The 25,440-nt window shown below is 72.6% G+C and carries 22 protein-coding genes; 5 read left to right on the top strand and 17 right to left on the bottom strand.

What is annotated here, in order from left to right; translation table 11 throughout:
• Positions 1 to 172: 172 nt before the first annotated feature.
• Positions 173 to 1,765, bottom strand: a complete 1,593-nt coding sequence (locus tag ABZ719_RS13650) for an MDR family MFS transporter (protein WP_366725362.1) — start codon at positions 1,763 to 1,765, stop codon at positions 173 to 175.
• 155 nt (positions 1,766 to 1,920) lie between these two features.
• On the opposite strand from ABZ719_RS13650, the gene ABZ719_RS13645 reads away from it, so the two are divergent.
• Entirely contained in the window at positions 1,921 to 2,517 is a 597-nt protein-coding gene (locus ABZ719_RS13645) for a TetR/AcrR family transcriptional regulator (protein ID WP_366725361.1), read from the top strand.
• 176 nt (positions 2,518 to 2,693) lie between these two features.
• On the opposite strand, the gene ABZ719_RS13640 is transcribed toward ABZ719_RS13645, so the two are convergent.
• On the bottom strand, positions 2,694 to 3,272 hold the full coding sequence (locus ABZ719_RS13640; protein WP_366725360.1) for a M23 family metallopeptidase: 579 nt from the start codon (positions 3,270 to 3,272) through the stop codon (positions 2,694 to 2,696).
• 504 nt (positions 3,273 to 3,776) lie between these two features.
• On the opposite strand from ABZ719_RS13640, the gene ABZ719_RS13635 reads away from it, so the two are divergent.
• Positions 3,777 to 6,827: an NACHT domain-containing protein gene (locus ABZ719_RS13635; RefSeq protein WP_366725359.1), complete on the top strand. Its 3,051-nt coding sequence runs from the start codon at positions 3,777 to 3,779 to the stop codon at positions 6,825 to 6,827.
• Between the two features lie 100 nt (positions 6,828 to 6,927).
• Here ABZ719_RS13635 and ABZ719_RS13630 read toward each other — a convergent pair whose 3' ends face one another.
• On the bottom strand, positions 6,928 to 9,453 hold the full coding sequence (locus ABZ719_RS13630) for an ATP-dependent Clp protease ATP-binding subunit (protein WP_037850435.1): 2,526 nt from the start codon (positions 9,451 to 9,453) through the stop codon (positions 6,928 to 6,930).
• A gap of 441 nt (positions 9,454 to 9,894) precedes the next feature.
• Here ABZ719_RS13630 and ABZ719_RS13625 point away from each other — a divergent pair, with 441 nt between their 5' ends.
• Entirely contained in the window at positions 9,895 to 10,530 is a 636-nt protein-coding gene (locus tag ABZ719_RS13625; protein WP_366725358.1) for an SCO3374 family protein, read from the top strand.
• Positions 10,531 to 10,552: 22 nt separating this feature from the next.
• Here the strand turns inward: ABZ719_RS13625 and ABZ719_RS13620 are convergent, their stop codons facing one another.
• The 10 genes from ABZ719_RS13620 to ABZ719_RS13575 form a co-directional block, all read right to left on the bottom strand.
• Complete coding sequence (locus tag ABZ719_RS13620; RefSeq protein ID WP_366725357.1) at positions 10,553 to 10,891, bottom strand: Lsr2 family protein; 339 nt, start codon at positions 10,889 to 10,891, stop codon at positions 10,553 to 10,555.
• A gap of 263 nt (positions 10,892 to 11,154) precedes the next feature.
• Positions 11,155 to 11,712 carry an amino-acid N-acetyltransferase gene (locus ABZ719_RS13615; protein WP_051812175.1) on the bottom strand — a complete coding sequence of 186 codons (558 nt, stop codon included), beginning with the start codon at positions 11,710 to 11,712 and terminating at the stop codon, positions 11,155 to 11,157.
• A gap of 9 nt (positions 11,713 to 11,721) precedes the next feature.
• Complete coding sequence (locus tag ABZ719_RS13610) at positions 11,722 to 12,267, bottom strand: BlaI/MecI/CopY family transcriptional regulator (protein WP_366725379.1); 546 nt, start codon at positions 12,265 to 12,267, stop codon at positions 11,722 to 11,724.
• A 139-nt stretch (positions 12,268 to 12,406) separates the two neighbouring features.
• A complete protein-coding gene (locus ABZ719_RS13605) occupies positions 12,407 to 12,598 on the bottom strand; it encodes a hypothetical protein (RefSeq protein ID WP_366725356.1) in 192 nt (63 codons plus the stop codon).
• Between the two features lie 54 nt (positions 12,599 to 12,652).
• On the bottom strand, positions 12,653 to 13,474 hold the full coding sequence (locus ABZ719_RS13600) for a hypothetical protein (RefSeq protein ID WP_366725355.1): 822 nt from the start codon (positions 13,472 to 13,474) through the stop codon (positions 12,653 to 12,655).
• A 219-nt stretch (positions 13,475 to 13,693) separates the two neighbouring features.
• On the bottom strand, positions 13,694 to 14,491 hold the full coding sequence (locus ABZ719_RS13595) for a type III pantothenate kinase (protein WP_366725354.1): 798 nt from the start codon (positions 14,489 to 14,491) through the stop codon (positions 13,694 to 13,696).
• Between the two features lie 8 nt (positions 14,492 to 14,499).
• Positions 14,500 to 15,477 (bottom strand): carboxylating nicotinate-nucleotide diphosphorylase, encoded by a 978-nt coding sequence (nadC, locus tag ABZ719_RS13590; protein WP_366725353.1) that lies wholly within the window; start codon positions 15,475 to 15,477, stop codon positions 14,500 to 14,502.
• A gap of 5 nt (positions 15,478 to 15,482) precedes the next feature.
• Entirely contained in the window at positions 15,483 to 17,216 is a 1,734-nt protein-coding gene (locus ABZ719_RS13585; RefSeq protein ID WP_366725352.1) for an L-aspartate oxidase, read from the bottom strand.
• Positions 17,213 to 18,241, bottom strand: a complete 1,029-nt coding sequence (panC, locus tag ABZ719_RS13580; RefSeq protein WP_366725351.1) for a pantoate--beta-alanine ligase — start codon at positions 18,239 to 18,241, stop codon at positions 17,213 to 17,215. Before panC ends, ABZ719_RS13585 begins: the two co-directional genes overlap by 4 nt.
• Before the next feature lie 217 nt (positions 18,242 to 18,458).
• Positions 18,459 to 19,421: a DUF2520 domain-containing protein gene (locus ABZ719_RS13575; protein ID WP_366725350.1), complete on the bottom strand. Its 963-nt coding sequence runs from the start codon at positions 19,419 to 19,421 to the stop codon at positions 18,459 to 18,461.
• Positions 19,422 to 19,593: 172 nt separating this feature from the next.
• On the opposite strand from ABZ719_RS13575, the gene ABZ719_RS13570 reads away from it, so the two are divergent.
• Complete coding sequence (locus tag ABZ719_RS13570) at positions 19,594 to 20,928, top strand: beta-eliminating lyase-related protein (protein ID WP_366725349.1); 1,335 nt, start codon at positions 19,594 to 19,596, stop codon at positions 20,926 to 20,928.
• 66 nt (positions 20,929 to 20,994) lie between these two features.
• On the opposite strand, the gene ABZ719_RS13565 is transcribed toward ABZ719_RS13570, so the two are convergent.
• Positions 20,995 to 21,258 (bottom strand): hypothetical protein, encoded by a 264-nt coding sequence (locus ABZ719_RS13565; RefSeq protein WP_366725348.1) that lies wholly within the window; start codon positions 21,256 to 21,258, stop codon positions 20,995 to 20,997.
• Between the two features lie 181 nt (positions 21,259 to 21,439).
• Between ABZ719_RS13565 and ABZ719_RS13560 the strand changes: the two genes are divergently transcribed.
• Entirely contained in the window at positions 21,440 to 22,546 is a 1,107-nt protein-coding gene (locus tag ABZ719_RS13560; protein ID WP_037850464.1) for a DUF5937 family protein, read from the top strand.
• A gap of 129 nt (positions 22,547 to 22,675) precedes the next feature.
• Here ABZ719_RS13560 and ABZ719_RS13555 read toward each other — a convergent pair whose 3' ends face one another.
• The 3 genes from ABZ719_RS13555 to ABZ719_RS13545 form a co-directional block, all read right to left on the bottom strand.
• Entirely contained in the window at positions 22,676 to 23,308 is a 633-nt protein-coding gene (locus ABZ719_RS13555) for an AAA family ATPase (protein WP_366725347.1), read from the bottom strand.
• A gap of 31 nt (positions 23,309 to 23,339) precedes the next feature.
• Entirely contained in the window at positions 23,340 to 24,011 is a 672-nt protein-coding gene (locus tag ABZ719_RS13550) for a response regulator transcription factor (RefSeq protein ID WP_366725346.1), read from the bottom strand.
• 135 nt (positions 24,012 to 24,146) lie between these two features.
• The gene (locus ABZ719_RS13545; RefSeq protein WP_366725345.1) at positions 24,147 to 25,352 is read right to left on the bottom strand and encodes a sensor histidine kinase; all 1,206 of its coding nucleotides are present in this window, start codon (positions 25,350 to 25,352) and stop codon (positions 24,147 to 24,149) included.
• Between the last annotated feature and the right edge of the window lie 88 nt (positions 25,353 to 25,440).

Below are 25,440 nucleotides of genomic sequence, written 5' to 3'. Positions count from 1 at the left end.
GAGCGTCACCGCCGGCCTGAGCGTCCCTGCCGACCTGGGTGTCCCCACGGGGAAGGCCCCCGGCGACAGCCGGAGGCCTTCGTGTCGCGCGTACCGCGCCTACGGGTGTGTGCCGTGCGGACGGTACGCGCGTGCCTGCCGTGCGGACGGTGCGTGCGCCGCGGCGGCGGGATCAGATCGCTTCCGCGAGGCCCTCGGCCCCCGCCCTGCCCGCTTCGTCGCCCTTGGCCGCGGCCGGACCGGCGCCCTTGAGGGGCACCTCCTTGACGAACACCGCGGCGACCAGGGCGACGATGCCCACCACCGCGCCGAGCAGGAACGCCGAGTGCGTACCGGCGGACACCGCGTGCTGGTAGGCCTCGCGGGCAGCGGCCGGGAGCTTGGCCAGGCTCGCGGCGTCCAGTTGCGCGGACTTCTCGGTCATCTTGGAGCCCGACGCGCCGGCCCGCTCGGCCATGACGTCCTGGACCCGGTTGTTGAACAGCGCACCCATGATCGCCACACCGAAGGACGAGCCGAGCGTACGGAAGAGGGTGGTGGACGAGGAGGCCACACCCATGTCCTTCATCTCCACGCTGTTCTGCGCGACCAGCATGGTGATCTGCATCAGGCAGCCCATGCCCGCGCCGAGGACGGCCATGTACAGCCCGGAGGTGAGCCGGGTGGTCCCGGTGTCCATCAGGGACAGCAGGTACAGGCCGACGACCATGAGGATGCTGCCGACCACCGGGAACACCTTGTACCGGCCGCTGCTGGTGGTGACCCGGCCCGCGATCATCGACACGACCAGCATCGCGCCGAGCATGGGCAGCAGCAGCAGACCGGAGTTGGTCGCGGAGGCGCCCTGGACCGACTGCTGGTACAGCGGCAGGAAGAGCACCGCGCCGAACATCACGAAGCCGGTGATGAAGCCGATGACCGACATCAGGGTGAAGTTGCCGCTGCGGAAGATGTGCAGCGGCACGATCGGCTCCGCGGCCCTGGTCTGCCAGAACACGAACCCGACGAGCGCGACCACGCCGATCGCGGTCAGCTCCATGATCCGCGCGGACGTCCAGGCGTACTCCGAGCCGCCCCAGGTGGTGACGAGCACGATGGAGCTGATGCCGAGGGTGAGCAGCGCGGCGCCCAGGTAGTCGACGCGCGCCTGGGAGCGCTTCTTCGGCAGGTGCAGCACGGCGCTGACCGCGACGAGCGCCACGGCGCCGAGCGGCAGGTTGATGTAGAAGGCCCAGCGCCATCCCCAGTTGTCGGTGATGGTGCCGCCGACCAGCGGGCCGCCGATCATCGCCAGCGCCATGACGCCGGCCATCATGCCCTGGTACTTGCCGCGCTCCCGGGGCGGGATCAGGTCACCGATGATGGCCATCACGCCGACCATCAGACCACCGGCGCCCAGGCCCTGCAGGGCGCGGAAGCCGATCAGCTGTCCCATGTCCTGGGCCATGCCGCTCAGCGCGGATCCGACCAGGAAGAGCACGATGGACGTCATGAAGGCGCCCTTGCGCCCGTACATGTCGCCGAGCTTGCCCCACAGCGGGGTGGCCGCGGCGGTGGCGAGCGTATACGCGGTCACCACCCAGGAGAGGTGCTGGAGGCCGCCCAGTTCACCGACGATCGTCGGCATCGCGGTGCCCACGATCATGTTGTCCAGCATCGCGAGCATCATGGCGATCATGAGGGCGAGCAGGACGACCCGCACGCTCTTCGGCTGTTTTCCGGCGTCGGCCCCCGCCGCCGCCTCGGCTATCGCAGTGTCCGCCATCGTTCCCCAGCTCCCCCAGGTGTGCCTGTCCCACTTACTTGCCGCCCGGCAAGTCATTACACTCGGGAAGGTAGAGGTTTACTAGCCGGTCGTCAAGTAAGTTTCCACTGGCCTGTCGGCAGGCAAGTTTCCCGGACAGCGCAAGGAGTACGAGGATGGGCGTCACGATGGACGGCACCAAGCAGCAGCGCCGCGGCAACACCCGCCAGCGCATCCAGGACGTGGCCCTCGAACTCTTCGCCGAGCAGGGCTACGAGAAGACATCCCTGCGCGAGATCGCCGAGCGCCTGGACGTCACGAAGGCCGCGCTCTACTACCACTTCAGAACCAAGGAAGAGATCATCGTCAGCCTCTTCGAGGACCTGACGCAGCCGATCCAGGACCTGATCGAGTGGGGCCGGGGACAGCCGCACACGCTGGAGACCAAGCAGGAGATCGTCCGCCGCTACAGCGACGCGCTGGCCGGCGCCTCGCCGCTGTTCCGCTTCATGCAGGAGAACCAGGCGACGGTCAGGGAACTGCGCATCGGCGACACCTTCAAGGACCGGATGCGCGGTCTGCGGGACATCATCATCGACCCGGAGGCGAGCCTGACCGAACAGGTGCGCTGCATCAGCGCCCTGTTCACGCTGCACGCCGGCATGTTCGTCATGCAGGACCTCGAAGGCGATCCGGAGGAACGGCGCAAGGCCGTGCTGGAGGTCTCCATCGACCTGGTGACCCAGGCCCACCGGGGCACCCGCGGAGACTGAGGGCACTGCCCCCAGCCCCGCCGCGAACGCGGCACCGCGCCGCCCCCGAGACCGCGGCACGCCGCCGGGCCGAGCGCACAGCACCGTGCCGCCCCGCTGCGGACTCAGCGGGGCGGCACGGTGGTGAATCGTTCAGCCTGGCTTCACCGGGGGTGCGACCCGGCTCCGGCGTGGGCTCAGACCTTCACGCCGTGGGCGCGCAGGAAGACGACCGGGTTGACGGCGGAGCCGTAGTTCGGGGTCGTGCGGATCTCGAAGTGCAGGTGCGGACCGGTGGTGTTGCCGGTGTTGCCGGACTTGGCTATGTGCTGCCCGGTGGCGAGGACCTGACCGACCTTCACGTCGATGCGCGAGAGGTGGGCGTACTGGGAGTAGAGCCCGTTGGCGTGCTTGATGACGATGGCGTTGCCGTAGGCGGGGCCGTCGCCGCCGCCGTTGGGACCGGCCTTGACGACCGTACCGCCGTGCGCGGCGACGACGTCGGTGCCGATCGGCACGGCGAAGTCCTGGCCGCTGTGCTTGTGCATCCAGTGGCTGCCGCCCTGGTTGAAGGTGGCGGTGAGGGTGTAGTTCTTCACCGGGTCGACCCAGGCCGCCGCCGACTTGGCGACGGTGGCGGTCGGAGCCGCCATCTCGGCGGCCGACGCGGCGCCCGCCCCCAGCGCGGCGGTGACTCCCAGGCCTGCGGCCAGGACGGCGGCGCGGGTACGGAGCTTGGTCGCACGGGAAGAACGGACGGTGGCGCGCTGGAACATCGAAACCTCTGGGGGTGGGGGACATGAGGACCACCCGGACTGGTGGTTCGCCGGGCTGGCCACACCTTGGTAACCCCGCCGGTCACCAGCCCTCAAACACCCCCACTACGACGCAAACTAGTAACAGGGGGCAGTGACTCAGATCTCTTGACACCTCGCCCATCTGGGACAAAAGCCCTGCAAAACCCCCACCTCACCCCATCCAGGTCACCGAAATGTCCGCTTTATTGACTCCTGTCCCCCACTAAGTGCCCTAGTACGGGACGAAACGCCTGTGCCCCATGTCACCGACGGACCCCCCTGACCCCCGCCTCCCTGTGACGGGGCTCATATGGCGCCCGTCTCAGCGGAGTTGCTGCCGAGTGATCGGCGACAGCGCCGGCGGCCTCTGCGGCGACGACGCCGAGAAGGCTTTCGAACTCCCGGACCGCGACGGCCGGTTGCCCTGACCCGCCGGTCACGGCATAGGCTCCGGCCGTTCGCGACAACGCGGGGGTGCGGTGGATGGAGCCGACGGTACTCGGCGGCAAACTGGCTTCCAGCCTGGTGGCGCCGCTGGTCAGAAAGCTGTTCGTGGCCGACGGTCCGGGCGCCGGACTGGTCGGCAGGCCGGTGCGGATGAAGGACCTCGTGTCCTTCCGCGGCGAGAAGCGCGCCCTGGGCGAGAAGGAGGTGCGCAGGCTCGCCGGGCGGCTGGTGCGGGAGGCGGGCACCTCACCGGGCGAGCCGCCCTTCCCGCCCGGCGAGCAGGAAGCCGTCACCGGCGCCCTCGCCGACCGCCTGCTCGCCCTGGGCGAGCTGGACATGGACGACGTACAGGCCGTACGGCTGGGTCACCGCGAGCTGGCCCGGCTGCTGGTCCGGCACGCCCCGGCCGCGCACGGGCTGTCCGACGACGCCGCGTACTTCCTGGACAGCGCCACGGAGTGGGCCTGCCTGCAGATCCTGGAGTTCTTCACCCGCCGCTCCACCTTCGTGGCCCGCACCCTGGTGGAGCAGACCCGGGCCCAGTCCGAGCTGATCGCCAGGATCGACGAACTCATCACCCGCGTCCCCCGCCCCGACGCCCGCGACACCGCCTTCGAACGCCGCTACCTGCCCCACATCGCCCAGCGGCACGACCACATCACCATCTACGGCCTCGACCTGCGCGACTCACCCGACCGCTGGCCCCTGGAAGTGGCGTACCTCAGCCTGGAGGCGACCGGCGCGCGGCAGGACGCGCCCGGCCCGGCCCCCGACGGCGACGAACCCGCGGACGACGGCCGGCTGCCCGCCGAGGAGGCGCTGCGCACCGCCTCCCGTGTCCTGCTGCGCGGCGACGCCGGATCCGGGAAGACCACGCTGGTGCAGTGGCTGGCGGTCACCGCCGCCCGGGACGGCGACCGCGTCCCCTACGTCCTGCCCCTGCGCACCCTGGTCCGCACCGGCCCGCTGCCCGCCCCCGCCGACTTCCTCACGGCGGTCGGCTGCCCGCTCACCCCGCCGGACAGCTGGGCCGAGCGCGTCCTGACGGCGGGCCGCGGCCTGGTCCTGGTGGACGGCCTGGACGAGATCCCGTCCGCCGACCGCCACCGCACCCGCGACTGGCTGTGCGCCCTGCTCGCCGCCTATCCCGGCAACCAGTGGCTCCTGACCTCCCGCCCCACGGCCGTACGGCCCGACTGGCTGGCCCAGGCGGACTTCCGGGAACTCGCGCTCGCCCCGATGCGCGCCCCCGAGGTCATGACCTTCGTACGCCGCTGGCACGAGGCCGCCCGGGCACCGGAGTACGAGGCGGCCCTCCTCGACTCCCTGCGCACCCAGCGCGACCTGGCGCGACTGGCCACCAACCCCCTGATGTGCGGCCTGATCTGCGCACTGCACCGGGAGCGCCGCGGCTACCTCCCCGCGGGCCGCAAGGAGCTGTACGACGCCGCCCTCGCGATGCTGCTGAACCGCCGGGACCGCGAGCGCGGCCTGGACACCGCCGACGGCGTGGAACTGGGCGAGGAGGCTTCGCTGGAGCTGCTGCAACGCCTGGCCTACGCCCTGGTGCTCAGCGGCCGCACGGAGATGGCCGCCGAGACCGCCGAGGGCATCGTGGAGCGCTGCCTGGCGTCCATCGCCCTGCCCGCCGATCCCCGCACCGCGGCCGCGGTCCTGCGCACCCTGCTGCTGCGCAGCGGCCTGCTGCGCCGGCCCGCCGAGGGCGTCGTGGACTTCGTGCACCGCACCTTCCAGGACTACCTGGGCGCGCGCTGCGCCGTGGAGGAGGGCCACCTCGACGTCCTCACCCGTCATGCCGACGACACCCAGTGGGAGGACGTGGTGCGGATGGCGGTGGCGCACGCCCGCCCGCGCGAACGGGCCTCGGTGCTGCGGCAGCTCCTCGCCCGGGACACCGCGCGGCTGACGCTGCTGGCGCTGGCCTGCCTGGAGCACACGGCGGCCCTGGAACCGGCGGTGCGCGCCGAGGTGGAGGCGCGGGCCGCCGCGCTGATACCGCCGCGCACCCCCGAGGACGCCAAGGAGCTGGCCAAGGCGGGGCCTCTGGTGCTGGAGCTGCTGCCGGGGCCCGAGGGGCTGACCGACGCGGAGGCGCGGGGCGTCACCGTCACGGCGTCGGTGCTCGGGACGGACGAGCCCGCGGGCGCCCTGGGGGTCCTGCGCCGCTACCGCTCCCACCCGGACCTCGACGTGCGGCGGCAGCTCGTGGGCACCTGGGGCCGCTTCCCCACCGAGGAGTACGCGGCGGAGGTCCTGGACCACCTGGACCGCGACGGCCTCCTGATCACCTGCGCATCGGACGAGCAGCGGGCGGCGCTGGCCCGGATGCGGCCCTGGCAGCGGGTGACCTTCCGGGGCGCGCACCCGGCCGGACTGATGGCGGCGGCCGTCCCCGGGCGCGAGGACGTCCGCCTCCTCGACCTGTGCGACAACCCGCTGCTCGACGACCTGGGCGCCCTGCTGCCGTTCTCCGGGCTCGACGGCCTGTGGCTGAGGGGCTGCGACCACGCCCGCGGCCTGGACCGGATCACGGAGCTGCCCGTCACCGACCTGGCTCTCGCGGGGATCGCGGATCTCACCGGCCTGGCGTCGCTGCACTCCCTGCGACGGCTCTCGCTGGACCAGCGCCTGCCCCGCGACGGCGGCCTCCCGCGCGTCCTGCCGGCCGGCGCCGCACTGGAGTACCTCTTTCTGGGCCCCCACGCCCTGCGGCACCGCCGCGCCCTGCACGGCTTGAGCGGCTGGGCGACGCTGACGGCTCTCAGCCTCGGCACGCCCGCCGATCTCACCGCCGCCGACTGGGGCGAGGTGGCCGCGCTACCGGCCCTGACCAGCCTCACCCTGCGCGCTCCGTCGAACACGTACGCCTTCGAGGCGATGCCCGACCTTCCCGGGGTCCGCGACCTGAAGGTCAGCTTCCACTACAACATGGTTCTGCTCCGTGACCTGGCCCGCCGCCTGCCGAACGTGCGCCGCGTGACCTTCCGGACGCCCGGGGCCACTGCGCCGCACCCCCTGCACGCCGAGATCTTCCCGTCGGCGGAGATCACGTACACGCGTTCCTGACCGCGCGCACGCCACACCGCGCGTGCCGGAACCGCGCACACGCGCAAGGGGCCGGTGTCCGAAGGCACCGGCCCCTTGTGTCACGCCCGGCCCCGAAGGGTCAGGCGTCCTTGCTCAGGTTCGGACCGGCTCCGCCGGCCGCCTGCTCGATCGGCGGGACGTCGGGCAGCGCCGACTTCTCCTCACCCCGGAAGGTGAAGGTCTTCTCGTCGCCCTCGCCCTCGGTGTCCACGACCACGATGTGACCGGGGCGCAGCTCGCCGAAGAGGATCTTCTCCGACAGCGAGTCCTCGATCTCGCGCTGGATCGTCCGGCGCAGCGGCCGGGCGCCCAGAACGGGGTCGTAGCCCTTCTTGGACAGCAGCTCCTTGGCGGACTGGGACAGCTCGATGCCCATGTCCCGGTCCTTGAGGCGCTCGTCCACCTTGCCGATCATCAGGTCGACGATCCGCAGGATGTCCTCCTGCGTGAGCTGCGGGAAGACGACCACGTCGTCGACGCGGTTGAGGAACTCGGGCCGGAAGTGCTGCTTCAGCTCGTCCGAGACCTTGTTCTTCATGCGCTCGTAGTTGGTCTTCGTGTCACCCGAGGCCGCGAAGCCCAGGTTGAAGCCCTTGGAGATGTCCCGGGTGCCGAGGTTGGTCGTCATGATGATGACCGTGTTCTTGAAGTCCACGACCCGGCCCTGGGAGTCGGTCAGGCGACCGTCCTCCAGGATCTGCAGCAGCGAGTTGAAGATGTCCGGGTGGGCCTTCTCGACCTCGTCGAACAGGACGACCGAGAACGGCTTGCGGCGCACCTTCTCCGTCAGCTGGCCGCCCTCCTCGTAGCCCACGTAGCCGGGGGGCGAACCGAAGAGGCGGGAGACCGTGTGCTTCTCGCTGAACTCCGACATGTCGAGGGAGATCAGCGCGTCCTCGTCACCGAAGAGGAACTCCGCCAGCGCCTTGGACAGCTCGGTCTTACCGACACCGGACGGACCGGCGAAGATGAACGAGCCACCGGGACGCTTGGGGTCCTTCAGACCCGCACGCGTACGGCGGATCGCCTTGGACAGCGCCTTGACGGCGTCGACCTGGCCGATGACCCGCTTGTGCAGCTCGTCCTCCATGCGGAGCAGACGGCTGGACTCCTCCTCGGTCAGCTTGAAGACCGGGATGCCGGTGGCCGTGGCGAGGACCTCGGCGATCAGCTCGCCGTCGACCTCCGCGACGACGTCCATGTCGCCGGCCTTCCACTCCTTCTCCCGCTTGGCCTTGGCGGCCAGGAGCTGCTTCTCCTTGTCGCGCAGGGAGGCGGCCTTCTCGAAGTCCTGCGAGTCGATCGCGGACTCCTTGTCCCGGCGGACGCCGGCGATCTTCTCGTCGAACTCGCGCAGGTCCGGCGGCGCGGTCATCCGGCGGATGCGCATCCGCGAGCCCGCCTCGTCGATCAGGTCGATCGCCTTGTCCGGCAGGAAGCGGTCCGAGATGTACCGGTCGGCCAGGGTGGCGGCCTGGACCAGCGCCTCGTCGGTGATCGAGACGCGGTGGTGCGCCTCGTACCGGTCGCGCAGGCCCTTGAGGATCTCGATGGTGTGCGGCAGGGACGGCTCGGCGACCTGGATGGGCTGGAAGCGCCGCTCCAGGGCCGCGTCCTTCTCCAGGTGCTTGCGGTACTCGTCCAGGGTGGTGGCACCGATGGTCTGCAGCTCACCGCGGGCCAGCATCGGCTTCAGGATCGAAGCGGCGTCGATGGCGCCCTCGGCGGCACCCGCACCGACCAGCGTGTGCAGCTCGTCGATGAACAGGATGATGTCGCCGCGGGTGCGGATCTCCTTGAGCACCTTCTTCAGGCGCTCCTCGAAGTCACCGCGGTAGCGGGAGCCGGCGACCAGGGCGCCGAGGTCGAGGGTGTAGAGGTGCTTGTCCTTGAGGGTCTCGGGCACCTCGCCCTTGACGATGGCCTGGGCGAGGCCCTCGACGACGGCGGTCTTGCCGACGCCGGGCTCACCGATCAGCACCGGGTTGTTCTTGGTGCGGCGGGACAGCACCTGCATGACCCGCTCGATCTCCTTCTCGCGCCCGATGACCGGGTCGAGCTTGGACTCGCGGGCGGCCTGCGTGAGGTTGCGGCCGAACTGGTCGAGGACCAGGGACGTCGAGGGGGTGCCCTCGGCAGGGCCGCCGGCGGTGGCGGTCTCCTTGCCCTGGTAACCGGAGAGCAGCTGGATCACCTGCTGCCGCACCCGGTTGAGGTCTGCGCCCAGCTTGACCAGGACCTGGGCGGCGACGCCCTCGCCCTCACGGATCAGGCCGAGCAGGATGTGCTCCGTGCCGATGTAGTTGTGGCCCAGCTGAAGGGCCTCGCGGAGCGACAGCTCCAGGACCTTCTTGGCACGGGGGGTGAAGGGAATGTGACCGGACGGGGCCTGCTGGCCCTGGCCGATGATCTCCTCCACCTGCTGGCGGACCGCCTCGAGCGAAATCCCGAGGCTCTCAAGGGCCTTGGCGGCGACACCCTCACCCTCGTGGATCAGGCCCAGGAGGATGTGCTCGGTGCCGATGTAGTTGTGGTTGAGCATCCGGGCTTCTTCCTGAGCCAGGACGACAACCCGCCGCGCGCGGTCGGTGAACCTCTCGAACATCGTTAATCGCTCCTCAGAGCGGTCAGGCAGTGGGGGGAACTTCCCCTCCCTGTCCTTCCGCAGCTTAGTCCCGCAAGCGGGGACCGCTCATTCCAACTGCCGACACCGTCGATGGCCTCCTGACCCCGAACGCCGACATCTGCTCCAACCCGATGGTGCGAGACGATGTTCCCGCAGGCCAGGCAGTTACCCCAGTCGCCAGTACGCCGATGGCGAACGTGAGACTCCTCTGCCCGGGTGCGGCCTGCGTGTCGCCCCCTCCCACTAGGCAATGTCTTACCCGCAGGGACTGACACTCCATGCGGCGCGCACCGGTTCCCTCCGCTATGGGCGAACAACCTTGCGCCCTTCACCGCCTCCGCGCGCCCCCGCTTCCGGCACGGTGTGCGCACGTGCGGCGACCCAGCGTAACCTCCGGCGCTTTCCGGAGGTTGCACTGTCATGGTCGGCAGCCTTTCCACGATCCCTCTCCCGGTCCCGCTTCCCCGTCGGCCGCTCGACCCCGGCGACCGGGCACGGCACTGGTACGAGAACGAACTGGGCTGGGCGACGGTGCCCGGGGCACCGGTACGACTTGTCGTGGGCGACCGCTTCGACGTCCTGGACGTGCCTCTGGAGGCCGGACGCGCGGCGCTGCGCCATCTGGGGTCCGGCCCGGCGGCGCCGGCGTCCCCGGTGGCGGTGCAGGTGGACCGGATGCGGCTGCTGGTGGCCGCGGGCAGCGCACAGGAGCTGCCGGGGCTGCTGCGCTGGCTGGAGTGGGACGCGCTGGACCTGGACCTGGTGGGGCTCGGCGCGGGGTCGCTGATGGACGCTCCGCCGCCGCCCGGCACCGGTCCCGGGACGCGCCCTCGGGGCCGCCGTCCTGGTCCGCAGGGGGCCGCCGAGTGGCTGCGGCCCCCCGAACCGGGACGCGAGGTCGAGGCCTCGCTGCCGGCCATGCCGGCGATGGGGGGCGGCGGGGGTGCCCCCGATCTCGTGCGGCTGGTGAACACGGCGGCGACGCAGTGCCACCGGACCCGGCTGCGGCGCGCGTGCGGCCGCCCGCCGGCGCCTTCCCAGGCCCCCCTGCCGTGAGGAAACCTCGTGCGGGCCTCGGTCAGCCGTTGGCCTTCTCGTAGGCCTCGCGGATGGTCGCGGGGACACGGCCGCGGTCGTTGACCTCGTAGCCGTTCTCCTTCGCCCAGGCGCGGATCTGCGCGGTGTCCTGGCTGCCGCCCGTCGCCGCCGCGCGCGCCTTTCCACGCCCGCCCGAAGCACGGCCACCGGTACGCCGGCCGCTCTTGACGTACGGCTCGAGAAGGCCGCGGAGCTTGTCCGCATTGGCGGTGGTGAGATCGATCTCGTATGTCTTGCCGTCCAGTGCGAACGTCACGGTCTCGTCCGCCTCGCCGCCGTCGAGGTCGTCGACAAGAAGGACCTGAACCTTCTGTGCCACCGGATTTCCTTTCATCGATAACGTCAGGGCCGGGGCTGGTCGGGCATCCGCCGTTTCGCCGTCCCCTGTTATATGCAGTACTGCAGTACGTCGGAAAGCAAACCGCTTTTGCGGGAAAAACACAAACCCCTGGGAGAGACCGGACCCTCATCACCGACCGGAAACATGCGCGTTTCGGACATAGGGAACGCGGGCATGACCGGTCCGACGGAATGCGGCTTCCCCGGCCCGCCCCCGGACAGCTCTTCGCGCGCCTGTGCCGATCACAGATGCAGAAGCATCCGGCTGTTGCCCAAGGTGTTCGGTTTCACCCGTTCGAGACCGAGGAACTCCGCGACGCCCTCGTCATAGGAACGCATCAGCTCCGCGTAGACATCCGTGTCGACGGGCGTCTCCCCGATCTCCACGAAGCCGTGCTTCTGGAAGAAGTCGACTTCGAAGGTCAGACAGAAAACGCGGCGAACGCCGAGCCAGCGCGCGGTCTGCAGCAACTTCTCCAGCAGGTGGTGACCGACACCGGCACCCTTGAGCCCCGGCTTCACCGCGAGGGTGCGCACTTCCGCCAGGTCTTCCCACATCACGTGCAGTGCGCCGCAGCCGACGACCTCGGCGTTGTCGTCCCGTTCGGCGATCCAGAACTCTTGGATGTCCTCGTAAAGCGTGACCGTCGCTTTGTCGAGCAGGATGCGCTCGCGGGCGTAGTCGTCCAGCAGCCGGCGCACGGCCGGGACATCGCTGGTCCGGGCCCGCCGGACCGTGATGGCTTTTGCGGGGACTTCGGGATGTGCTGCCGGGCGCTCTACGGGATGCTCTGCGGGCATGAACGGACGCTATCGCCCGGTGCCGTCGGGTGCCGAGCCGGGGTTCCGCTCGCCGGAATCGGAGGCGGGCGCGCCGGCGCCGGGGGCGGTATCCGTCACTTCTCCGGCGGCCGTCGCCGTTGTACCGGTTCCTTCGGCGCGTTCGGGGCCTTCGGCCGCTTCCGCGGGGGAACCTTGTGCGCGCAGGACCGCCGTACCTCCCTCGGGGGTGCCTTCGACGATCCGTACGGCATCCCGCAGGGCACGACGCTGTTCCTCGCTCATCATCCCGAAGAAGGCGACGAGAGCAGCGGCGGCGTTGTCGCTCTGGGACCAGGCCTCGTTCATCAGCGCGGCGGCGTAGGCGGCCCGGGTGGAGACCGCCTCATATCGATAGGCACGGCCTTCCGCTTCCCGCCGCACCCAGCCCTTCTGATGGAGATTGTCCAAAACGGTCATCACCGTGGTGTAGGCGATGGACCGTTCCTGTTGGAGGTCTTCCAGGACTTCCCGAACGGTCACCGGGCGGTTCCACTTCCACACCCGCGTCATGACCGCGTCTTCGAGTTCTCCCAAGGGGCGAGGCACACTTCAGACCATAGTGGGAGATGAGGTCAATGGCGTGCCGAACCTGCGCCATGGCGCCATATGCGAACAAAAAGGGCGTACGGCGCGCAGCACGGCGGGGGGTCCGTGCTGGGGGCCGTACGCCCGGTCAGGCGTCCGTGGTGGCGGTGCCCGCGGAGGCGGCGGTCCGACCGGCGCGGGCGGAGGACATGGCGGCGTCGACGGCCGCGTCCTCCTTGGCCTTGGCGGCCCCGCCCTGGGTCTTCACGATCACCCTGACCAGACCGATGAAGAAAGCGGCCATCACGATCGGCGGAACGAGTGCGGAGACGTAGTCCATGGATCCAGAGTAGCCAGGACCGCGGGACAAACAGGGGCGGGGTGGCCCGGACCGCTACACCGCGGCGAGTCGCGCGGTCAGCCGCTGCTGCGGGTCCTGGGAGGGCGGGGCCGGTTTGCGCCGCGGGAAGACCTCACCCGGCGTGGGGACGGGACGGCGTACGGGCTTGCCGCCCCCGGGAGCGGGCGCCGGGCCGGGCTGGGCGGGCCGGGGCTGCGCGGGAGCGGGCCGCGCGGGGGCGGGGCGTTCGCCGGGCTTGGGCGCAGGCCGCTTCACGGGCTCCTGGCCGGATCCGCCGCCCTGGTCCGTCCGGGCGCCGGGCACCGTGGGGACGGGGGCCGGACCCAGGGCCCGGGCGGGGCCGCAGGGGCGCCGCTGCGGGGCGAGAGCGTCCAGCGGCTCGCGCGGACCGCGGGAGGCGGGCACCGACGGGACGCTCGCGGACGCGGTGGACGGGCCGTGCGGGGCCGGGGCGGACGACGCCGGGACGGGCGTCACCGCAGCGGCGGGGCGGGGCCGGCAGCGCCGCAGGAGCGCCGCGGCGGCCGGGTTGCCGCGCAGGGCGCCCAGGGCGGCGAGGTCGTCGGAGCCGGGCCGGTACCCGGCGCCGAGGGCCTCTTCGAGGAGTGCGAGGTAGCCGACGGCCGTGCCGGGCAGGGCGTCACGGTAGCGGGCCAGATCGGCCACCAGGAACGCGCGCAGCCGGGCACCCTCGCGCATCGCCTCGTCGAGCGACTCGGCGAGGCGGCGGCAGTCCTGCACGTCCTCGGCGCGGGCGGGACGGAGATGAAGGGCGACGGCGAGGGCGCGGCGGAGCACACGCAGCTCCTCCGCGCCGAACGCCATGCCGCCGCGGGTTCCGTATGGCGTGGGCATAGGGCCGACCATACGCGCTAATCAGACAAATTCGACATAAGGCGCGTGCGTGGCGTGCGGTGTGGCGTGGGGCCAGCGGCGTGTCGTGCAGGCGCGCCGGACGCACCGGGCGGGCGCAGGCGCGTTGCGCACGGATGCGGGGTGAGCCGCGGGTGCGCGTGCCGAGCACGCGCGCGTGCTGTGCGGTGCGGCACGGGCACGCGCGCGTGGGCGGCCGCGTCACATGCGGGACACGTTGCGTTCGTAGACCAGCCGCAGTCCGATCAGGGTCAGCCAGGGTTCGTGCTCGTCGATCACGGAGGACTCGCCGAGCACCATCGGGGCGAGCCCGCCGGTCGCGATCACGGTGACGTCGTCCGGGTCGTCGGACAGTTCGCGGGCCATGCGGCCCACGACGCCGTCGACCTGTCCGGCGAACCCGTAGACGATGCCCGCCTGCATGGCCTCGACCGTGTTCTTGCCGATCACGCTGCGCGGCCGGGCCACCTCGATCTTGCGCAGCTGGGCGCCCTTGACCCCGAGGGCGTCCACGGAGATCTCGATACCGGGGGCGATGACGCCGCCGATGTACTCCCCGCGCGCGGAGACCGCGTCGAACGTCGTCGCCGTGCCGAAGTCCACGACGATGGCCGGACCCCCGTACAGCTCGACGGCCGCGACCGCGTTGATGATGCGGTCCGCGCCGACCTCCTTGGGGTTGTCGGTCAGGATCGGCACCCCGGTCTTGACGCCCGGCTCGACGAGCACGGCCGGCACGTCGCCGTAGTAGCGCCGGGTCACCTCGCGCAGCTCGTGGAGCACCGACGGCACGGTCGCGCAGATCGCGATGCCGTCGATGCCGTCGCCCAGCTCGTCGCCGAGCAGGGGGTGCATGCCCATCAGGCCCTGCAGGAGCACGGCCAGCTCGTCGGCCGTGCGGCGGGCGTCCGTGGAGATGCGCCAGTGCTCGACGATGTCCTCCCCGTCGAACAGGCCGAGGACGGTGTGCGTGTTGCCCACGTCGATGGTCAGGAGCATGGCCGGTCCTACTCCGCCTCGCGCAGGTCCAGGCCGATGTCCAGGATCGGCGAGGAGTGGGTGAGGGCCCCGACGGCCAGGAAGTCGACGCCGGTCTCCGCGTAGGCGCGGGCATTGCCCAGGGTGAGCCGGCCCGAGGCCTCCAGGAGCGCGCGGCCGTCGACGATCGCCACGGCCTCCTCGCACTCACCGGGCGTGAAGTTGTCCAGCAGGATCAGGTCGGCGCCCGCGTCCACCACCTCGCGCAGCTGGTGCAGGGTGTCGACCTCGACCTCGATCGGCACGTCCGGGAAGGCCTCCCGTACGGCCTTGAAGGCCTGCCCGACACCGCCGGCGGCCACCACGTGGTTGTCCTTGACCAGAGCGGCGTCCGAGAGGGACATGCGGTGGTTGACGCCGCCGCCGGCCCGGACGGCGAACTTCTCCAGGGACCGCAGACCCGGCGTCGTCTTGCGGGTGTCGCGCACCTTGGTCCTGGTGCCCTCCAGGGCGTCCGCCCACGCGCGCGTGGCGCTGGCGATGCCCGACAGGCGGCACAGCAGGTTGAGGGCGCTGCGCTCGGCGGTCAGCAGGTCGCGCGTGCGCGTGGTGACCGACAGCAGCTTCTGCCCGGCCTCGACGCGGTCGCCGTCCTCGACGTGCCGCTCGACCTCGAACTCGTCCGTGCACACCACCGAGAGCACCGCCTCGGCGACGCGCAGGCCCGCCACCACGCCGGCCTCACGCGCGGTGAAGTCGCCGGTGGCCACGGCCTCCTCGGGGATGGTCGCGACCGTCGTCACGTCCACGCCTTGGGCCAGGTCCTCCTGGATGGCGACGCCTGCGATGTCCTCGACCTCCACGGGATCGAGTCCGGCACCGGCCAGCAGCTCGGCGAGCGCGGGGTCCAGCCCGCACTCCAGGTACTCCTCGTCGGCGTCCGCGCCGCAGGCACAGCCGTCGCCGCAGCCTCCGTTCGAGGCGAGGGGAAGGTCTTCGGTGCTCACTTGTGTCACTGCTCCTGGGGACGGCGGGGCGCGGTGGCCCCGGGACGGGTCGGGGGGAAGTCTGCGGTGTCCGTGGTGTGCACGAGGGGCGTACGCGCGGAGTTCAGCCGTACGACGATGTGGCGGCGCCAGCGGGCGTCGTCGCGGTCGGCGTGGTCCTCGCGCCAGTGGCAGCCGCGAGTCTCCTCCCGCAGCCGGGCGGCGGCGACCAGGACCCGGGCCACGCACAGGAGGTTGGTGGCCTCCCAGGTGTCGACGCCGGGCTCGGCGGTCTTGCCGTTCTCCTCCAGCGCCCCGCGGGCCTCGGCGTGCAGTTGTTCGAGCCGGTCGGCGGCCGTGGCCAGGGACGCGGCGGAGCGCAGCACACCCGCGCCCTCGGTCATGACGCGCTGGATCGCGAACCGGGTCTCGGGGGCGAGCAGCGGGTGCGCGGGCTGCCCGGCGTGCGGGACGGGCTGCGGCACGCGCGCGTGCAGGCCGTTCCCGGACCGCTCCCGCGCGATGTCGGCGGCGATCCGTTCCGCGTAGACCAGCCCCTCGAGCAGGGAGTTGGAGGCGAGCCGGTTGGCGCCGTGGACGCCGGTGCAGGCCACCTCACCGCACGCGTACAGACCGGGCACGGTGGTCCTGCCGCTGGAGTCGGTGCGCACGCCCCCGGAGGCGTAGTGGGCGGCCGGGGCGACCGGGATCGGCTCGGTGACCGGGTCGATGCCGTGGGCGCGGCAGGCGGCCAGGATCGTCGGGAAGCGGTGCTCCCACATCGCCGCCCCGAAGTGCCGGGCGTCGAGGAACATGTGCGCGGCGCCCTGCTCCTGCATGCGGCGCGTGATGCCCTTGGCGACGATGTCCCGGGGCGCCAGCTCGGCCAGTTCGTGCTGCCCCACCATGAAGCGCACGCCGTCGGCGTCGACCAGGTGGGCGCCCTCGCCGCGCACCGCCTCGGAGACGAGCGGCTGCTGGCCCTCGGCGTCCGCGCCCAGGAAGAGCACGGTGGGGTGGAACTGCACGAACTCCAGGTCGGAGACCTCCGCGCCCGCGCGCAGGGCGAGCGCCACGCCGTCGCCCGTGGACACGGACGGGTTGGTGGTCGCGGAGAAGACCTGGCCCATGCCGCCGGTGGCGAGGACCACGGCGGGGGCGTGCACGGCGCCCACGCCGTCGTGCTGGCCCTCGCCCATGACGTGCAGGGTCACGCCGGCGGTGCGGCCCTCGGCGTCGGTCAGCAGGTCCAGCACGAGCGCGTTCTCGACGGTGCGCACCCCGCGCGCGCGGACCGCGTCGACGAGCGCCCGGGAGACCTCGGCGCCGGTCGCGTCACCGCCCGCGTGCGCGATGCGGCGCCGGTGGTGGCCGCCCTCGCGGGTGAGCTGGATGCCGCCCTCGTCGTCGGTGTCGAACCGCGCGCCGGTGGAGATCAGGCGCCGTACGGCGTCGGGACCGTCGGTGACGAGGATCCGTACCGCCTCCTGGTCGCACAGGCCGGCGCCGGCCACCAGGGTGTCGTCCAGATGCTGTTCAGGGGTGTCGCCCTCGCCGAGGGCCGCGGCGATGCCGCCCTGCGCCCAGCGGGTGGAGCCGTCGTCGAGGCGGGCCTTGGTGACGACGACGGTGGTCAGGCCCGCGGCCTCGCAGCGCAGGGCGGCGGTCAGGCCGGCGACACCGGAGCCGACGACCACGACGTCCGCGGCGATGGACCACCCGGGCGCGGGTGCGTGCAGTCGTATGCCTGTGCTGGTCACGAGGCGGCTCCAAGGGGTTCCCGGGGCCCGGGGGCCCCGGGGTTCTGGAAGGTGAGGGGCAGGTTGTCGATCAGGCGGGTCGCCCCGACCCGGGCGGCGACGGCGAGCACGGCCTCGCCGGTGAAGTCGTCCCCGATCTCGGTGAAGTCGGACGGGTCGACGAGGGCCAGGTAGTCGAGTTCGAGCGGCGGGTCCAGGCGGGCGGCCTCGTCGAGGACCAGCCGGGCCGCGGCGCGGACGGCGTCCGCCGCGCCGGGGGACGCCTTGGCGACGGCGGCCGCGTCGGCTGCCGCGCGGGACTCCCCCAGCGCGCTCAGCGCCTCGGCACGCGCGCGCGTGGAGGGCACTTCACGGGCCCGGGCGCGCAGGGCCTCCTGGGCGGCGTGCCGGTCGCGGCCGGCGAAGAGGGCCTGGGAGAGGGCGAGAGCGGTCTGCCGTTCCCGCGGGGAGAGGTAGCGGTTGCGGCTGGACAGGGCCAGCCCGTCGTCCTCGCGGACGGTGGGGACGGCGACGATCTCCACGCCGAAGTTCAGGTCGCGCACCATGCGGCGGATCAGGGCGAGCTGCTGGGCGTCCTTCTGGCCGTACAGGGCGGCGTCGGGGCGGGTCAGGTGCAGCAGCTTGGCGACGACGGTGAGCATGCCGTCGAAGTGACCGGGGCGCGAGGCGCCCTCCAGCCGCTCGCCCATGGGTCCGGCGGTGACCCGGACCTGCGGCTCGCCGCCGGGGTAGACCTCCTCGACGGAGGGCGCGAACACCACGTCGGCGCCCGCCTGCTCGGCGAGCTTGAGGTCGGCGTCCAGGGTGCGCGGGTAGCGGTCGAGGTCCTCGCCCGCGCCGAACTGGAGCGGGTTGACGAAGACGGTGACGACGACCTCGCCGTCGCCGCCGGCGAGGGCGCGCGCGGCGCGGATCAGGGTGGCGTGGCCCTCGTGCAGGGCGCCCATGGTCATCACGACGGCACGGCGGCCGGTGCGCACGCGCGCGTGCAGCTCGTCGGAGGTGCGCAGCAGGGTGGTGGTCATCGGGCGTCTCCGTTCTCGGGCGCCGGGGTCACCGGGCGGCCTTCCTGTGCGTACTCCGGTGCTGTTGTCCGCGGTGCCGTGGCCCGCTGTGCGGTGGTCCAAGGTGCGGTGGTCCGTGTTGCCGTGGTCCGTGTTGCCGTGGTCCCTGGTGCCGCCCGGCCGGTCCGCGCGGTCGCGGGACGCGGTGCCGTCCGGTTCGCCGAGTGCCCCGCGCGGGTCATCGGGCATCCCCTTCGCCTTCGCCGCCGCCGGTCCGGCCGGGGCCGCCGGACGTGTCGGTTCCGCCGGCCAGGACGTCCAGCAGGTCCTCGGCCAGCTCAGGCTTCAGCAGGCCGTGGGCGAGGGCGCGGTCGGCGGTGGCGCGGGCCATCGCCAGGTAGCCGGAGACCGTCTGCGGGGCGTGCCGGCGCAGCTCGGCGACGTGCGCCGCGACCGTGCCCGCGTCGCCGCGCGCGACGGGGCCGGTCAGCGCAGCGTCGCCGGAGCGCAGGGCGTTGTCCAGGGCGGCGCCGAGCAGCGGGCCGAGCATCCGGTCGGGGGCCCCGACACCGGCGTCCCGCAGCAGCTCCATGGACTGCGCCACCAGCGTCACCAGGTGGTTGGCGCCCAGGGCGAGCGCCGCGTGGTAGAGCGGCCGCATGTCCTCGGCGATCCACTCGGGCTCGCCGCCCATCTCGATGACCAGGGCCTCGGCGGCCAGCCGCAGCTCCTCGGGGGCGGTGACGCCGAAGGAGCACCCGGCCAGCCGCTGCACGTCCACGGCGGTGCCGGTGAAGGTCATCGCCGGGTGCAGCGCGAGCGGCAGCGCGCCCGCGCGCAGGGCCGGGTCCAGCACCTTCGCGCCGTACCGGCCGGAGGTGTGCACGAGCAGCTGGCCCGGCCGGACGGCGCCGGTCTCGGCGAGGCCCGCGACGAGAGCGGGCAGGGTGTCGTCGGGGACGGTCAGCAGCACCAGGTCGGCGCGCTGGAGCACCTCGGCGGGCGCCACCAGGGGGACACCGGGGAGCATCAGGTCGGCCCGGCGCCTGGAGGCGGCGGAGACGCCCGAGGCCGCCACCGGCCGGTGGCCCGCGAGCTGGAGGGAGGCGGCGAGCGCGGGGCCCACCCGGCCGGCGCCGACGACGCCGATGGTGAGCCGCGCGGGGCGGTCCCTGGGGTCTGGCTGTTGGCTTGTACTCACGCGGCAGTGGCCTTCCGTTCCAGTCCGCTCCGGGTACCGGACGATTTCTCGTCATGTTAACGCTATCGGTGCGGGAGGCGTCCGGTTGTCCACAGGCTGTGGGTTTCGCCACGGCGGCCCGGAGACGGAAACCGGGTACCCTCCGCGCTCGGCGCGCGGGATGATCCACGGCATGAGCGACAGCACGGAACAGGCGGGACAAGGCCCGGTGGGACAGGACTCCGTGGGACACGACCCAGCAGGACTCGGCGAGGCGGGGCGGGAGCGCGCGGGGCAGGAGCGCACCGAGCGGGACGTGCGCCCGGAGGAGCCGGTGTCGGACGAGGAGCGGCGCAAACGGCTGCGGGAACGGCGCATAGCCGTGAGCCGGGGCGCGGAGCGCATGCTCGCGCGCGCCGGGTATCTGGGCACGCTCCGGGAGCGGCTCGCGGACCTGGACCGGACGCGGGACGTCTACGACCTCGACGAGATGGCGGACTTCTACGGCAGCGGCGTCGTCGAGGCGCTGGAGGGCCGGGTCGCCGCGCTGCTCGGCAAGGACGCCGCCGTCTTCTTCCCCACCGGCACGATGGCGCAGCAGGTCGCCCTGCGCTGCTGGGCGGCCCGTACCGGGAACCCGGCCGTGGCCCTGCACGCCCTCTCCCACCCGGAGGTGCACGAACGCCACGCCTTCAGCCAGGTCTCCGGGCTGCGCCCGGTGCGGGTGACCAACCAGCCGCGGCAGCCGACCGCCGACGAGGTGCGCGGCCTGGACGAGTCCTTCGGGACGCTGATGCTGGAGCTGCCCCTGAGAGACGCCGGTTTCGTGCTGCCCTCCTGGCAGGAGCTGACCGAGGTCGTCGCGGCGGCGCGCGAGCGGGAGGCGGTGGTGCACTTCGACGGTGCGCGCCTGTGGGAGTCCACCGAGCATCTCGGCCGGTCGCTGGCGGAGATCGCGGACCTGGCCGACAGCGTGTACGTGTCGCTCTACAAGTCCCTGGAGGGGCTCGGCGGCGCCGTGCTCGCCGGGCCCGGGGAGCTGATCGAGGAAGCGAAGGCCTGGCGGCACCGGTACGGCGGCACGGTCTTCCAGCAGTTCCCGACCGCCCTGTCGGCGCTGGCCGGGATCGAACGGGAGCTGCCCCGGCTGCCCTCGTACGTGCGGCACGCGCGCGTGGTGGCCGCCGCGCTGCGCGAGGGCTTCACGGCGGCCGGGGCGCCCTGGTTCCGTGTGCATCCCGAAGTGCCGCACACGCACGAGTTCCAGGTCTGGCTGCCGTACGACGCGGACGTGCTCGCCGAGGCGGCGGTGCGCCAGGCCGAGGCGACGGGGACCCTGCTGTTCGCCCGCCCCTGGGACCGCGGCGGCCCCGGGCTCGCCTTCACCGAGGTGACCGTGCGCGCCGCCGGCCTGGAGTGGACGGCCGACGACGTGAGGACGGCCGCCGCCGACTTCGTCGCACGGCTGCGGGAGGTGCACGAGGAGCAGAAGATGCGGAAGACGCAGGAGGAGCAGAAGGCGCAGTAGGTGCAGTAGGTGCCTGACGTGCCGCAGGCCCGGCGGACGCGCAAGGTCAGCAACCGCCGGGGCGGATCAGCAACCGCCGGGGCGGGGCCGGTGCAGCCGCCGGCCGTGGAGCAGGGCGGGCCGCCGGCGGCCCGCCGGACGCAGCCGCCGGCTCAGCGCGAGGCGCAGCCGTCCGCGGGCCGGGCGGCCGGCGAGCACCGCGCGGAAGCGCCGTTCCTCGCGCAGTTCGCGCAGCGCCCTCCGGTCGTTCAGGCCCGGCGCCGGGGGCTCCGGCTCGCCGTGCTGCCGGGCGCGGTGGACGTCGAGGAGGTACTGCTCGGTGATGCTCATGGCGTATCGCCTTCTGGGGACGTGAGAGGGAGGAACGGGAACGGCAGGCAACGACTGGCGACGGGCTCCGCGGCTGCCCGGGCCGTTCCAGGTTGCGCCGGTGCCCGCGCGATGTCCCGCCGATTGACGTCGGCCGTCAATCGGGGACGGCGTTGTCGGTGGCGGCGTGCACCATGGGGGCATGAGCGTGCGCATCGACATCACGGGGCTGCGGCCGGAGAGGGCCGCGGCCGTGCCCTCGCCCCTGGCCGAGCTGGGCATGGCGCTGCACGCGCTGTCCGAGCCGGGGCACCACCCGGGCCTCCAGGGCTGGGCCACGGGCGTGACCGCCCGGCTCGACTCGCACCTCGCCGACCGCATGTGCGAGGCGGACTTCCTGTGGCGGACGACGTTCTCCGACCTGTTCCTGCCCTGCGCGGGCCTGCCGGGCCGGACGGCACTGCCGGGCCAGTCCCTCGCCGAGGAGCTGGACCTGCTCGACAAGCTGTCCGACGAGCAGTTCGTGGACGCCGCCCTGGAGTTCACCTGCGCCCTGCCCTACGGCGAACCGGGCGCCGGCCCGCTCACCGACGCGGGGCTGCGCCGGCGGGCCCTGGAGCTGGCCGCCGCGCGCGGGCCGCAGCAGGTGCGCTTCAGCGAGCGCCTGCTGGCCGACCCGCCGCTCATCCGGGCGTGGCTGCGGCAGTTCCTCCAGGACTGCGACGAGGCCTTCTTCGCGGAGACCTGGTCCCGGCTGGGCCACCAGCTCGCGGCGGACGCCCGGCACAAGACGGAGCTGCTGCGCCGCCGGGGCCTGGCCGAGGCGCTGGCCGCGGTGTCCCCGGCGGTCGAGCTGGACGAGGCGGCCGGCCGGATCACCGTCGACAAACTCGGTGACGGCCGTACGGCCACGGCCGACGGCGGCCTGCTGCTGATACCGACGAGCCTGGGCTGGCCGCACCTGATGGTCCTGCACCGCCACGGCTGGCAGCCGGTGCTGCACTACCCGGCCGCCTCCCCCGAGCTGTCCGCCCCGCCCTCGGTCGAGCAGCTGACCCTGCGGATGTCCGCGCTGTCCCACCCGGTGCGGATGAGACTGTGCCGCAGCCTGGCCCGCAGCGCGTTCACCACCAGCGAGCTGACACAGGTGCACGGCATGACCGCGCCCGAGATATCCCGGCACCTGAGCGTGCTCAAGAAGGCGGGCCTGGTCACCACCCGGCGCCGCGGACGGTACGTCTACCACCAGCTCGACGTGGCGATGGTGGCCCGGCTGGGCAGCGACTTCCTGGAAGGGATACTCCGCTAGCCGTACGGGGGCTGTCCGACCGGCCGGTGGCGGGCCCTGCGGACCGGCGGGGACGGCCCTGGCCGGACCGGTCCTTCGTGCCGGCCGGCCGGCCGGCACCGCGCCCCCGTCGGCCCGGCCCGCTCCCGGTCAGTCGAACCGGATGTGCCGCATGCCGACCCCCGCCTGCCGCAGCCGGGTGCGCAGCGGGCCGCCGGTGTGGGGCCGCAGGGTCAGGCCCGCCAGGACGGCGATGCGGTCCGCGGTCTTCGGCACACTGGTGCGGTCGGTCCACAGGTGCTCGGCGAACTCCGGCTCCCGCAGCCGCTCCAGGCAGTGGTCGAGCCGCTGGACGGCCCAGCTCTCCCGGCGCGAACCCGAGTTCTTCCCGGCGGCGTTCGGGAGCAGGTGGCCGAGGCCGCGCTCGCGCAGCCGCTTCAGGACCGTCCCGCGCTCCGCGAGCAGGGTGAAGTGCCGTACGTCGTGACCGAGTTCGCGCAGCCGTCCGACGGTCTCGGCGAAGCAGCGCGGGTCCGTGACGGTCATGGGGGCGATCACCACCCCGTCGTGCCCGGTCAGGGCCAGGTCGAGCACCTCGACCACGCCCTGCCGCCAGGACACCAGGTCCTGGAAGTCCCCCCGCTGCGCGGGCGGCAGCATGCGGTGCAGGCCGAAGCCCAGGTGCTCGGGGTCGCAGATGACGCTGCCCGCCAGGCGGCGGTGGATCTCATGTGCGGTCTGTGTCTTGCCGCCCCCGAAGGGGCCGTTGATCCACAGGAGCATGCGCAGACCCTACCGGCGGCGGGGCCGGCCCTCAGCCGTGGCCGCCGGCCCGGACCAGTCCCGTCTCGTAGGCGAGGACCACCACCTGTACGCGGTCGCGCAGGCCCAGTTTGGTGAGGATGCGGCCCACGTGGGTCTTCACCGTGGCCTCGGACAGCACCAGCCGGGCGGCGATCTCTCCGTTGGACAGGCCCTGCGCGACCAGGATCATCACCTCGCGCTCGCGTTCGGTGAGCCGCTGCAGCTCCTTGTGCTGGGGCTCCTGGCCGCCCGCGGGCAGCATCGGGGCGAACCGGTCGAGCAGACGGCGCGTGGTGGAGGGCGCCACCACGGCGTCACCGCTGTGCACGGCGCGGATCGCGGCGAGCAGGTCACCGGGCGGCACGTCCTTGAGCATGAACCCGGAGGCGCCCGCCTTCAGCCCGGAGAAGGCGTACTCGTCGAGGTCGAAGGTGGTCAGGATCAGCACCTTGGGCGGGTTCGGCTCCGAGCAGATGCGGCGGGTGGTCTCCACCCCGTCCAGCTTCGGCATGCGCACGTCCATCAGCACCACGTCGACCGCGGTGGCCCGCAGCACCTGGAGGGCCTCCACGCCGTCACCCGCCTCGGCGACGACCTCCATGTCCGGCTGGGCGGCGAGCACCATCCGGAATCCGGTGCGCAGCAGCACCTGGTCGTCGACGAGCATCACGCGGATCGTCATGGGGGGGTCCTCTTCCGTCGAGTGGGGCAGCGGGCGGCGCAGGGGCCGGGTGCGGTGGCGGTGGGCGGGCGGGGCGGCTGGTCGGAGCGGGTGTGCGGAGTGCCGGCCGGGGCGCGCGTCGGCGTGGGTGCGCCGTCAGTGCGCCGGCTTGAGCGGCAACAGCGCACTGATACGGAAGCCTCCACCGGGGCGCGGCCCCGCGTCCAGCGTGCCGCCGACCATACCCACGCGCTCTCGCATCCCGATCAGGCCGTGCCCCTGTCCGTCGGCGCCGCCCTCCTCGTACAGCTCGTGCGGGGCGCCCTTGCCGTCGTCCTCGACGAGCAGCCCGAGGCCGTCGTCGAAGTACACCAGGCGCACGCTCGCACCCGCGTTCGGGCCACCGTGCTTGCGGGTGTTGGTGAGCGCCTCCTGCACGATGCGGTACGCGGTCAACTCGACGCCGCTGGGCAGCGGGCGCGGCGTCCCCTCCACCCGGAAGTCGACCGGCAGGCCGGAACCCCGGCACTGCTCGACCAGGTCCTCGATCTGCTCGGCGTTGGGCTGCGGGACGTACTCGCCGCCCTCCTGGTGCTCGCCGGTGCGCAGCACGCCCAGCAGGCGGCGCATCTCGGCGAGGGCCTGGCGGCCGGTGGAGGAGATGGTCTCCAGGGCCTTCCTGGCCTGGTCGGGCGCGGCGTCCATGACGTAGGCGGCGCCGTCGGCCTGCACCACCATCACCGACACGTTGTGGGCGACCACGTCGTGCAGCTCGCGCGCGATGCGGGCGCGCTCGGCGGCGACCGCGACCTTGGCCTGCGCCTCGCGCTCCTTCTCCAGGCGGGCGGCCCGCTCCTCCAGTTGCGCGAAGTAGGCGCGGCGGGTGCGCATGGAGTCGCCGAGCACCCAGGCCAGGACGAACGGCACGGTGGTGAAGATCGCTATCGCGACATTGCCCGCGGCGCTGGAGTGCTGCTCGGGCCAGCGGATCTGCGCGAGCGTCGCCGCGCTCATCCCGCCGGCCAGGGCGAACCGGGAGGCCCAGCGGGCGCCGATCGCGGCGACCGTGTAGATGATCACCAGCATGGCGAAGTCGCCGACCGTCGTCTCGATGTCCAGCACCAGCTGCGCCGCGCCGGTCGCCGCCGCCAGCAGCACCATCTTCTCCGGCATGCGGCGGCGCAGCGCGACCACCACGCTGAGCACGGCGGACACGGCCAGCGCCGCGGGGACCGATCCGTGGTGGCCCGGCGCCCCGTCGACACTCACCGCGCCCAGGCCGGAGAACCCGAGCAGGACGAGGGCCCAGAAGCCGTCGACCCATGCCGGGTGCCTGCGGAGAAAGTCATAGAGACGCTGCACGTAACCCAGAGTAGGGAAGTGTGATAGGTGCATGGGTCAACCGGAGGGCCGATCCGTGCTCCCCGCGCGTACTCCGCAAGGTGGAGGC

Origin of the sequence: Streptomyces sp. NPDC006743, assembly GCF_040703815.1 — a bacterium.
Taxonomy (GTDB): Bacteria; Actinomycetota; Actinomycetes; order Streptomycetales; family Streptomycetaceae; genus Streptomyces.
This window is presented reverse-complemented; position numbering and strand designations above follow the sequence as displayed.